Source organism: Pseudomonas sp. GW456-L12, assembly GCF_059424045.1.
Genome location: NZ_JBWKZA010000003.1, coordinates 321,891 through 333,484 on the forward strand (window position 1 = coordinate 321,891; position 11,594 = coordinate 333,484).

Below are 11,594 nucleotides of genomic sequence, written 5' to 3' on the forward strand. Positions count from 1 at the left end.
ACCGTCGGCACCTGCGCCACGAAGCAGCCAGGGTAGGCTTGCTCGCGAAAGCGACAACGCAATCATCGCGCGCCTCGAAAAAAACGGCACCCGAAGGTGCCGTTGCGCATTACCGATCCACAACCTTATTTGCGCGCAGCCTCCCACGACTTGAGCAGTTCGCTGTAGCTCACGGTTTCCCCCTTGGGTTTCTCGTTGGCCAGTTTCGGTTTCGGCGCGCCCGGCTGGTCAAACCAGTATTGCGCGTCGCGCTCGGGGTTCATTTTCGGTGCGCAGGTGGCCTGGGCTTTCGAGCGCTCGAGCCGGGTCATGATCGCGTCCTGGTCCTTGGCCAGGCCATCGAGCGCCTGTTGCGGGGTTTTCTCGCCGCTGGCGGCTTCGGCGATATGGCTCCACCACAACTGCGCCAGGCGTGGATAGTCCGGCACGTTGGTGCCGGTCGGCGTCCACTGCACCCGGGCCGGGCTGCGATAGAACTCCACCAGGCCACCGAGCTTCGGCGCCAGGTCGGTCATCGCCTGGGAGTTGATGTCCGATTCGCGGATCGGCGTCAGGCCGACGATGGTTTTCTTCAGCGACACGGTTTTCGAGGTCACGAACTGGGCATAGAGCCAGGCCGCGAGTTTCTGCTTCTCCGGGGTGGACTTCATGAAGGTCCAGGAACCCACGTCCTGATACCCCAGCTTCATGCCCTCTTCCCAGTACGGTCCACGCGGCGACGGCGCCATGCGCCATTTTGGCGTGCCGTCGGCGTTCATCACCGCCAGGCCCGGCTTGGTCATGTCGGCAGTGAAGGCGGTGTACCAGAAGATCTGCTGGGCGATATTGCCCTGGGACGGCACCGGCCCGGACTCGGAGAAGGTCATGCCCGCCGCTTCCGGTGGCGCGTACTTTTTCATCCAGTCGACGTATTTGGTGGTGGCGAACACCGCCGCCGGGCCGTTGGTGTCGCCGCCTCGGGTCACGCTGGAGCCCACCGGATGGCAGTCCTCGACGCGGATCCCCCACTCGTCCACCGGCAAGCCATTGGGCAAGCCCTTGTCGCCGCCGCCGGCCATGGAGAACCAGGCATCGGTGAAGCGCCAACCCAGGGACGGGTCCTTCTTGCCGTAGTCCATATGCCCGTAGACCCGCTTGCCGTCGATCTCCTTGACGTCCTCGCTGAAGAACTTGGCGATGTCCTCATAGGCCGACCAGTTCACCGGCACACCCAGCTCGTAGCCGTACTTCTCCTTGAACTTGGCTTTCAGGTCGGCCCGCTCGAACCAGTCGGCGCGGAACCAGTACAGGTTGGCGAACTGCTGGTCGGGCAACTGATAGATCTTGCCGTCCGGCGCGGTGGTGAAGGAAATGCCGATGAAGTCCTTGATGTCCAGGGTCGGCGAGGTGTAGTCCTTGCCTTCGTTGGCCATCAGGTCGGTGATGGATTCAGTCTTGCCATAACGAAAGTGCGTGCCGATCAGGTCGGAGTCGTTGACCCAGCCGTCATAGATGTTCTTGTCCGACTGCATCTGGGTCTGCAGCTTCTCCACCACGTCGCCTTCCTGCAGCAGGTCGTGGGTCAGCTTGATCCCGGTGATTTCGCTGAAGGCCTTGGCCAGCACCTTGGACTCGTATTCATGGGTGGCGATGGTTTCCGAGACCACGTTGATCTTCATCCCGCGAAACGGCTCGGACGCCTTGATGAACCACTTCAGCTCTTCCAGCTGTTGTTCCGCGGTCAGGGTGGATGGCTTGAACTCGCTGCCGATCCATTTTTTCGCGGCGTCCTCATAGGCGTCGGCCCAGGCCGTCGCGCTCAGGCCGCTCAATGCCAGCATGGCCGCTAATGAAACGCTATGTCGCAGCTTATTGTTTTTGTCGAACATAGAGACCTCCCGGTTGAATTTCGAAGCAGGACCGCCGCGCACGCGCCCGGCTAGCCCCAACGCATCACAGCCAACAGCCACACCAGGGACAGCACGAACGCCACCCAGATGCTCCAGTCGGTGGCGCCGATTACCAGCAGATGCAGGTAGGCGCTGCCGAGAAGACCGATAAACAGACGATCGCCACGGGTGGTGGCAATCGGCAGGAAGCCGCGCCGAGGGATGCTCGGCGAACGCAGCTCCCAAGTGGTCATGCCCAGCAGGATCAAGGCAATGACACCGAAGAATGCCGCCGTCGGGGCGGTCCAGTTCATCCATTCCATCAACGGTTCCTCATACCCGGCCCAGGGCAAAGCCCTTGGCCACATGGTTGCGAACAAACCAGATCACCAGCATGCCCGGCAGAATGGTCAGCACCCCGGCGGCCGCCAGCACGCCCCAGTCGATACCGGAGGCGGACACGGTGCGGGTCATCACCGCGGCGATCGGCTTGGCGTTCACCGAGGTCAAAGTCCGCGCCAGCAACAGCTCGACCCAGGAAAACATGAAGCAGAAGAACGCCGTCACGCCGATCCCCGAACCGATCAGCGGGACGAAGATCTTCACGAAGAACTTGGGAAAGCTGTAGCCGTCGATGTAGGCGGTCTCGTCGATTTCCTTCGGCACCCCAGACATGAAGCCTTCGAGAATCCATACCGCCAGCGGCACGTTGAACAGGCAGTGGGCCAGGGCCACGGCAATGTGCGTATCGAACAGGCCGATGGACGAATACAGCTGGAAGAACGGCAGCAGGAATACCGCCGGCGGCGCCATGCGGTTGGTCAGCAGCCAGAAGAACAGGTGCTTGTCGCCGAGGAAGCGGTAGCGCGAAAAGGCATAGGCCGCCGGCAGCGCCACGCTCAGGGAAATCACCGTGTTCAAGCTGACGTAATACAGCGAGTTGAGGTAGCCGGTGTACCAGCTGGGGTCGGTGAAGATCACCTTGTAGTTGTGCCAGGTGAAGTCCTGGGGCCACAGGGTCAGGCTGCCGAGAATCTCGTTGTTGCTCTTGAACGACATGTTCAGCAACCAGTAGATCGGCACCAGCAGGAACAGGATGTAGATCAGCAGCGGTATCAGCTTGCGCTTGGTCATGGCGGCCGTCCTCAGCGATTGGCGTCGGAGTGGGTCATGGCGGTGTAGAACAGCCAGGACACCAGCAGGATGATCAGGAAGTACACCAGGGAGAACGCTGCGGCCGGGCCCAGGTCGAACTGACCGATCGCCATCTGGGTCAGGGTCTGACTAAGGAAGGTCGTGGCGTTGCCCGGCCCGCCGCCGGTGAGCACGAACGGCTCGGTGTAGATCATGAAACTGTCCATGAAGCGCAGCATCACCGCGATCAGCAGCACGCTTTTCATCTTCGGCAACTGGATATGGCGGAACACCGCCCAGTTCGACGCCCGGTCGATGCGCGCCGCCTGGTAATACACGTCCGGGATCGCCCGCAGCCCCGAAAAGCACAGCAGCGCCACCAGCGAGGTCCAGTGCCACACATCCATCACCAGCACCGTGACCCAGGCATCCATGGTGTTGGCCGCGTAGTTGTAATCGATGCCCAGGGCATTCAGCGCCGAGCCCATCAGGCCGATGTCGGCGCGGCCGAAGATCTGCCAGATGGTGCCCACCACGTTCCATGGGATCAGCAGCGGAATGGCGAGGATGATCAGCACCACCGACGACCAGCGCCCCTTGCTCGGCATGGTCAGGGCGATGGCGATGCCCAAGGGGATTTCGATCAGCAGCACGCAGGCTGAATAGATGAACTGGCGCAGCAGCGAGTCGTGCAGGCGCGGGTCGAGCAGCACCTGGCGGTACCAGTCGGCGCCGACGAAATAGCGGCTGGACTGGTCGAAAATGTCCTGCACCGAATAGTTGACCACGGTCATCATCGGGATCACCGCACTGAAGGCCACCAGCAGGAACACCGGCAATACCAGCCACCAGGCTTTGTTGTTCTGCACTTTGTTCATGGCTGAACCTCGTTCGTGGCGTGGGCCTCCAGCAGGTATTCGTCGGCGTAGACCATCAGCCACTGCGCTGGGAAGCTGATGCAGGCCCTGCCCTGCGGCACCGGTTTGTCTTCGGCCAGCCGCACTTTCAAGACCGCGCCGTCGAGGTTCAGGGTCATGATCTTGTAGGTACCCAGGTCCTCGATGTGGACCACGTCGGCCTGCAGCGCCTCCTCGTAAGGCTCGTCCCAGACATGGATGAACTCCGGGCGAATGCCGACTTTCAGGCTCTGGTAATCGGTCTCGGCGATCCGCTGCTGCAAGGCCTCGGGCAAGGCCAGATGGGTGCCGGCGAACCTGACACCGCCGGCCTCTGCCCGGACCTCGATCAGGTTCATCCCCGGGCTGCCGATGAAGTAGCCGACAAAGGTGTGGCTCGGCCGCTCGAACAGCTCCCGCGGGGTACCGAACTGGACGATCTGCCCGCCGTACATCACCGCGATCTTGTCGGCGAAGGTCGAGGCTTCGAGCTGGTCGTGGGTGACGTAGACCATGGTGATGTTGAACTGCTCGTGGATCTGCTTGAGCTTGCGCCGCAGCTTCCACTTCAGGTGCGGGTCGATCACCGTCAGCGGCTCGTCGAACAGGATCGCCGATACGTCATCGCGCACCAGGCCGCGGCCCATGGAAACCTTCTGCTTTTCGTCGGCGCTGAGGTTGCGCGCCTTCTTGTTCAGCAGCGCCTGCAAGTCGAGGACCTCGGCGATCTCCTGCACCTTGCTGTGCACCCTGGCCTCGGCCAGGCCCTGGTTGCGCAGCGGGAAGGCCAGGTTGTCGAACACCGTCATGGTGTCGTAGACCACCGGGAACTGGAAAACCTGGGCGATGTTGCGCTTCTCGGGAGTCAGCTCGTTGACCACCCGGGTATCGAACAGCACCTGCCCCTGGGAAGGGCTGAGCAGCCCGGAAATGATGTTGAGCAAGGTCGACTTGCCGCAGCCGGACGGCCCGAGCAAGGCATAGGCGCCGCCCTGCTCCCAGACGTGGTTCATCTCGCGGATCGCATAGTCCTCGGGACCGGCCGGGGTACTGGTGTAACTGTGGGCGAGGTTGTGCAAACGGATCTCGGCCATCAGGCAACCCTCGCGACGCGCCGCCCCGGCGCCTGGACCAGACGGCCCTGGGCATCGAAGACGAACAGTTTGTGGGTGGGGATATAAATGCGGATCGGCGCGTCGACGTCGTATTCGTGCACGCCGGGCAGGTGCAGCACCAATAGGAATTGTTCGTTGCGCACATGCAGGAAGGTTTCCGAGCCGCTGATTTCCGCCACCTCGACGGTCACCGCCAGCTCCAGGTCGTCGTCGTTGCTCGGCACCAGGGAGATATGGCTGGGCCGCACGCCAAAGCGGAACTCGCCCTCGCCGACCGGGCGCAGATCGACGTTCAGCGGAAAGTGCACGAAATTGGCGAAGCTCACTTCATTGCCGGCGATGCGCCCCGGCATCAGGTTGATCGGCGGTTCGGAGAACAGCTCGGCGGCCAGCACCGTCTGGGGCTGGTGATAGACCTCGGCGGTCTTGCCGCTCTGCACCAGGCGCCCCTCTTGGAGGATGGTGGTGGTGCCGCCCAGGGCCAGCGCCTCGTTGGGCTCGGTGGTGGCGTAGATGGCGATGGTGTGGCGGGCCTGGAACAGCTCGCGCATCTCCTGGCGCAGCTCTTCGCGCAGCTTGTAGTCGAGGTTGACCAGCGGCTCGTCGAACAGGATCAGCTCGGCATCCTTGACCAGCGCCCGGGCCATCGCCGTGCGCTGCTGCTGGCCGCCGGACAGCTCCAGCGGATGGCGCTGCAGGAACTTCTCGATCCGCAGCATCTTCGCCGTCTCCAGCACCTTGCTCTCGATCAGTTGCGCCGAAACGCCGGCCTGGCGCAGCGGCGAGGCGATATTCTCGAACACGGTCATGGTCGGGTAGTTGATGAACTGCTGATAGACCATCGACACGTTGCGCAGTCGCACCGGGCGCCCGGTGACGTCCACGCCGTTCATCAGGATGCGCCCGCTGGCGGGCTTGTCGAGCCCGGCGATCAGGCGCATCAGGCTGGTCTTGCCGGACAGCGTGCGCCCCAGCAGGACATTGAAGGAACCGGGTTCAAAGCGCAGCGAGATGTCATCGATCCAGGTCTGGCCCTCGACGACACGGCTGACGTGCTCCAGCGTTAATGACATGGCTCGGCCTTTTTTATTATTGGAGTCAAGCGACCGCAGCAGCAGAGCGACTTTCGTGCCAGAACCGCGGCAGCAAACCAAGCCACTGATAAGCCTGATATTTATTAAAAGACAGGCTATTGGAAGGTTCACAGCTGAACAGAAATGAACAACCCGCACTGAACAACTGAACAGTCCGGCGGTTGACAATGAACAAGAGTGAACAACACTGGATGGACGCTTTTGCCCGTAAACGCCACAGTCCCGGGCATAGGCCAATAACAACAATAAAAGCGTTTTCAGAGACCTACCGCCATGAGCGCACCTGCCTCACCGCTGTCTCACGAGACCATCATCAAGGACTCCTGGAGTCGCTGCCGGGCCTTTGGCCTCAGCCACCAGAGCGCGCCCGCCTTCGATCAACTGCCCGCCGAGCGCATCGCCCAGTTGCTGGAGAGCCAGCATGCCCTGGTGCAGACCACCCACCAGGAAGTCCTGCCCTACTACGAGAACATCCTCAGCAACTCCAATTGCCTGATCATGCTCGCCGACAACCAGGGCCAGGTGCTGACGTCCTGGGGCACCCAGCGTTTTATCCAGCCGAGCCTGGCCCGTGGTTTCAGCGCCGGCGCCAGCTGGCTGGAACACTGCAGTGGGACTAACGCCATCGGCACCGCCCTGGCTTGCGAACAGGCGGTGCATATCGAGCACGATGAACACTTTCTCAAGGCCAACCGCTTCATGACCGGCTCGGCCGCGCCGATCTTCGATGCCGAGCGCCGGGTGATCGCGGTGCTGGACGTCTCCAGCGACAGCTACCTGCCGCCCTCCCATACCCTGGGCATGGTCAAGATGATGAGCCAGACCGTGGAGAACCGGCTGATCCTCAACCTGTTCCAAGGCCGGCATTTCCAGCTGACCTTCAACACCGGCCTGAACAACCTCGACAGCCAGTGGGCCGGCTTGCTGATCTTCGATGACAGCGGCCAGGTGCTTTCGGCCAACCGCCGCGCCGACAACCTGCTGGGCATCAGCCTGTCGCGGGTCGGCATCGAAAGCCTGTTCAAGGTGTCCCTGCTGGAATTGCTCAACCAGCCCGAAGGCCTGCCCTTCGCCCTGCAGGCCGCCGGTCGCAACCGCTTCCATTGCCTGCTCAAGCGTCCAAGGCAGATGCCGATCCAGGCCCGAGTCTTCGTCGAGCCACCTTCCCGTCCGGCTCCCGCCAACACAGATGCCATCAGCCTGAACACCCTGCACTTCGGCGACAGCCGGGTGGAGAAAGCCGTGCGCCAGGCCGAACGGCTGCTGGAAAAGGACATTCCGCTGCTGATCCACGGCGAAACCGGCGTCGGCAAGGAAGTTTTCGTCAAGGCCCTGCATCAAGCCAGCTCGCGGAGCAAACAGGCGTTCATTGCCGTGAACTGCGCGGCGATTCCCGCCGAACTGGTGGAGTCCGAGTTGTTCGGCTACGAGAAAGGCGCCTTCACCGGCGCCAGCCAGAAAGGCAGCATTGGCCTGATCCGCAAGGCCGACAAAGGCACGCTGTTCCTCGACGAAATCGGCGACATGCCCTTGCCGACCCAGGCCCGCCTGTTGCGTGTGCTGCAGGAGCGCTGCGTACAACCGGTGGGCAGCAGCGAACTGTTCCCGGTGGACATCCGCATCATCTCGGCGACCAACCGTTCCCTGCGCGAACAGGTACAACTCGGGCGTTTCCGCGAGGACCTGTATTACCGCATCGGCGGCCTGACCCTGGAGTTGCCGCCCCTGCGCGAACGCAGCGACAAACAGGCGCTGTTCAAGCGCATCTGGGAACAGCATCGCGAGCCCGGCCAATGGGCCGGGCTCAGCCGCGACGTCCAGGAACTGTTCGAGCGCCATCCCTGGCCGGGCAACCTGCGCCAGGTCAGCAGCGTGATGCAGGTGGCGCTGGCCATGGCCGAAGAACAGCCGATCCGCGCCGAGCACCTGCCGGACGACTTTTTTGTCGACCTGGACATGGAGCCAGCCACCAGCCACGAACCGCCCGGCGACATCGACCTGCAAGACAGCGCCGACCTGCACCGCCAGCTCAAGGCCGTGGGCGGCAACATCTCCCTGCTGGCCCGGCGCCTGGGGGTGAGTCGCAATACCCTCTATAAAAGATTGCGCCAGCAGGAGGGTTGATCGCCCGCACCCCGCCCTCGAGTGGCAGGCAAACAAAAACCCGCGCAAGGCGGGTTTCTGTTTGTCGCCAGTACAACGATCAGTCAGCCAGGCGCCAGGTAGTCCCGCCCTTGCCGTCTTCCAGCACCACGCCCATGGCGGTGATCTGGTCGCGGATGCGGTCGGACTCGGCCCAGTCCTTGTTGGCCCGGGCCGCCAGGCGCGCCTGGATCAGCGCTTCGACCTGCGCTGCGTCGACCCGGCCTTCGGCACCGGCCTGCAGGAAGTCGTCGGCGTCCAGCTGCAGCACACCCAGCACGTCCGCCAGCTCCCGCAGGCGCGCCGCCAGACCGGCCGCCGCATTGAGATCGCTCTCGCGCAGACGGTTGATCTCGCGCACCATCTCGAACAGCACCGCACAGGCTTCCGGCGTGCCGAAGTCGTCGTTCATCACCTCGGTGAAACGCTCGACGAAGGCTTCGCCACCGGCGGCCGGTACAGTCGGCAGGCCTTTGAGGGCGTGGTAGAAACGCTCCAGGGCGCCCTTGGCGTCCTTGAGGTTGTCTTCCGAGTAGTTGATCGCGCTGCGGTAGTGGCTCGACACCAACAGGTAACGCACCACTTCCGGATGGTATTTGTCGAGCACGTCGCGGATGGTGAAGAAGTTGTTCAAGGACTTGGACATCTTCTCGCCATTGATGCGGATCATGCCGCAATGCATCCAGGCATTGGCGTAGGTCTTGCCGGTGGCCGCCTCGCTCTGGGCGATCTCGTTTTCATGGTGCGGGAACTCGAGGTCGCTGCCGCCGCCATGAATGTCGAAGGTCTCGCCCAGGCAGCAGGTCGACATCACCGAGCATTCGATGTGCCAGCCCGGACGCCCGGCGCCCCATGGCGATTCCCAGCTCGGCTCGCCCGGCTTGGCGGCTTTCCATAGCACGAAGTCCAGCGGGTCCTGTTTCGACTCGTCGACTTCGATCCGCGCGCCGATGCGCAGGTCTTCGATCTTCTTGCGCGACAGCTTGCCGTAACCGAGGAACTTGCCGACCCGGTAGTACACGTCACCGTTGCCCGGCGCGTAGGCATAGCCCTTGTCGATCAGGGTCTGGATCATCGCGTGCATGCCGGCGATATGGTCGGTGGCACGCGGCTCCATGTCCGGCTTCTTGATGTTCAGGCGCGCTTCGTCTTCGTGCATCGCCGCGATCATGCGCTCGGTCAACGCCTCGAACGACTCGCCGTTCTCGTTGGCCCGATTGATGATCTTGTCGTCGATGTCGGTGATGTTGCGCACATAGGTCAGGTCGTAGCCGCTGAAACGCAGCCAGCGGGTCACCAGGTCGAAGGCGACCATGCTGCGGCCGTGGCCCAGGTGGCAGTAGTCGTACACGGTCATGCCGCACACGTACATGCGCACCTTGTTGCCATCGAGCGGCTTGAAGACTTCTTTGCTCTTGGTGAGCGTGTTGTAGATCGTTAGCACAAGGAGTTCCTTAACTGATCACTGACCCCAGGAGTCGCGCAGGGTCACGGTACGGTTGAATACCGGTGCACCCGGTTTCGAGTCCTTGATATCCGCGCAGAAGTAACCTTCGCGCTCGAACTGGAAACGGTCTTCCGGCTGTGCGTTGCCCAGCGAGGGTTCGGCACGACAACCAGTGAGGACCTGCAGGGAGTCAGGGTTGATGTTGTCCAGGAAACTTGCGCTGTCTTCGGCCTTCTCCGGGTTCGGCGAACGGAACAGGCGATCGTACAGGCGCACTTCGCACTCGACGCTGGCGGCGGCCGGCACCCAGTGGATCACGCCCTTGACCTTGCGCCCTTCCGGGTTCTTGCCCAGGGTGTCCGGGTCGTACGAGCAACGCAGCTCGACGATGTTGCCATCGGCGTCCTTGATCGCCTCGTCGGCGCGGATCACGTAGCTGCCGCGCAGGCGCACTTCGCCGGCTGGTTCCAGGCGCTTGTAGCCCTTTGGCGGCTCTTCCATGAAGTCGTCGCGATCGATGTAGATTTCACGGGCGAACGGCAAGACCCGCACACCCATGTCTTCTTTCGGGTGACGCGGCAGTTCGAGGTTCTCGACCTGGTCTTGCGGGTAGTTGGTGATCACCACCTTCAGCGGACGCAACACGCACATGGCGCGCGGGGCGCTGTGGTCGAGGTCGTCACGGATGCTGAATTCCAGCATGCCGAAGTCCACCACGCCGTCGGAACGGTTGGTGCCGACCATTTCGCAGAAATTGCGGATGGATTTCGGCGTGTAGCCACGACGGCGGAAGCCCGACAGGGTCGACATGCGCGGGTCGTCCCAACCATTGACGTGCTTCTCGTCCACCAGTTGCTTGAGCTTGCGCTTGCTGGTGATGGTGTAGTTCAGGTTCAGGCGGCTGAACTCGTACTGGCGCGGCTGTGCCGGCACCGGCAGGTTTTCCAGGAACCATTCGTACAACGGGCGATGGCTTTCGAACTCCAGGGTGCAGATCGAGTGGGTGATGCCTTCGATGGCGTCCGACTGACCGTGGGTGAAGTCGTAGTTCGGGTAGATGCACCACTTGTCGCCGGTCTGGTGGTGATGCGCATGGCGGATGCGATACATGATCGGGTCGCGCAGGTTCATGTTCGGCGAGGCCATGTCGATCTTGGCCCGCAGCACACGTGCACCGTCCGGGAATTCGCCAGCGCGCATGCGGGCAAACAGATCCAGGTTCTCTTCGACGCTGCGATCGCGGAACGGGCTGTTCTTGCCCGGCTCGGTCAGGCTGCCACGGTATTCCTTGGCCTGCTCGGGGGTCAGGTCGTCGACATAGGCCTTGCCCGCCTTGATCAGCTCCACCGCCCAGTCGTGCAGCTGGTCGAAGTATTGCGAGGCGTAGCGCACTTCACCGGACCACTCGAAGCCCAGCCACTTGACGTCGCTTTCGATGGCGTCGATGTATTCCTGGTCTTCCTTGGCCGGGTTGGTGTCGTCGAAACGCAGGTGGGTGACGCCGCCGAACTCCTGGGCCAGCCCGAAGTTCACGCAGATCGACTTGGCGTGACCGATGTGCAGGTAGCCGTTGGGTTCCGGCGGGAAGCGGGTCACGATCTGTGTGTGCTTACCCGAGTCCAGGTCCGCCTGGATGATCGGGCGCAGGAAGTTGACCGGAACGGCCGGTCCGGTCTTGGAATTCGAGGTAGGGTCGACAGTGGGCTTGCTCATAGGATCCTTGAACGTACAAGTGCGCGGCCGGTGCGGCCTGATAAATCAAAACGGATATCATAGCCGATGCGGTCAAGCCCCTGACAGAGCGGGCTTTAAATCTGCCGCGATTAATCCGTCGCAAATGAAAAAACAGCCTCGAATTTCACGCCCGTCACGCTAAACTGCGCACCTTGGCGGATTTT

Annotated in this window: 9 protein-coding genes; 1 reads left to right on the forward strand and 8 read right to left on the reverse strand. The window is 62.4% G+C overall.

Annotation, left to right across the window (positions count from 1 at the left end):
- Positions 1–125: 125 nt before the first annotated feature.
- Genes AC07Y9_RS06110 through AC07Y9_RS06135 form a run of 6 tightly spaced genes read right to left on the reverse strand, consistent with a single transcriptional unit; the run spans position 126 to position 6,086 of the window.
- Positions 126–1,868: an ABC transporter substrate-binding protein gene (locus tag AC07Y9_RS06110; RefSeq protein ID WP_087091627.1), complete on the reverse strand. Its 1,743-nt coding sequence runs from the start codon at positions 1,866–1,868 to the stop codon at positions 126–128.
- A gap of 50 nt (positions 1,869–1,918) precedes the next feature.
- Positions 1,919–2,191 (reverse strand): DUF2160 domain-containing protein, encoded by a 273-nt coding sequence (locus AC07Y9_RS06115; RefSeq protein ID WP_009044596.1) that lies wholly within the window; start codon positions 2,189–2,191, stop codon positions 1,919–1,921.
- Positions 2,192–2,201: 10 nt separating this feature from the next.
- Entirely contained in the window at positions 2,202–3,002 is an 801-nt protein-coding gene (locus AC07Y9_RS06120) for a carbohydrate ABC transporter permease (RefSeq protein WP_007929618.1), read from the reverse strand.
- 11 nt (positions 3,003–3,013) lie between these two features.
- Positions 3,014–3,880 carry a carbohydrate ABC transporter permease gene (locus tag AC07Y9_RS06125; protein WP_007929620.1) on the reverse strand — a complete coding sequence of 289 codons (867 nt, stop codon included), beginning with the start codon at positions 3,878–3,880 and terminating at the stop codon, positions 3,014–3,016.
- Positions 3,877–4,992, reverse strand: a complete 1,116-nt coding sequence (locus AC07Y9_RS06130; protein ID WP_102679842.1) for an ABC transporter ATP-binding protein — start codon at positions 4,990–4,992, stop codon at positions 3,877–3,879. Before AC07Y9_RS06130 ends, AC07Y9_RS06125 begins: the two co-directional genes overlap by 4 nt.
- Entirely contained in the window at positions 4,992–6,086 is a 1,095-nt protein-coding gene (locus AC07Y9_RS06135) for an ABC transporter ATP-binding protein (protein ID WP_102679843.1), read from the reverse strand. The genes AC07Y9_RS06130 and AC07Y9_RS06135 overlap by 1 nt, the downstream gene beginning before the upstream one ends.
- Positions 6,087–6,380: 294 nt before the next feature.
- Between AC07Y9_RS06135 and AC07Y9_RS06140 the strand changes: the two genes are divergently transcribed.
- Complete coding sequence (locus tag AC07Y9_RS06140; RefSeq protein WP_102679844.1) at positions 6,381–8,231, forward strand: sigma-54-dependent Fis family transcriptional regulator; 1,851 nt, start codon at positions 6,381–6,383, stop codon at positions 8,229–8,231.
- A 79-nt stretch (positions 8,232–8,310) separates the two neighbouring features.
- Here AC07Y9_RS06140 and cysS read toward each other — a convergent pair whose 3' ends face one another.
- Complete coding sequence (gene cysS, locus AC07Y9_RS06145; protein WP_053261852.1) at positions 8,311–9,693, reverse strand: cysteine--tRNA ligase; 1,383 nt, start codon at positions 9,691–9,693, stop codon at positions 8,311–8,313.
- Between the two features lie 18 nt (positions 9,694–9,711).
- Positions 9,712–11,409, reverse strand: coding sequence for a glutamine--tRNA ligase/YqeY domain fusion protein (locus AC07Y9_RS06150; protein WP_102679845.1), 1,698 nt, complete (start codon positions 11,407–11,409; stop codon positions 9,712–9,714).
- Positions 11,410–11,594: the final 185 nt, after the last annotated feature.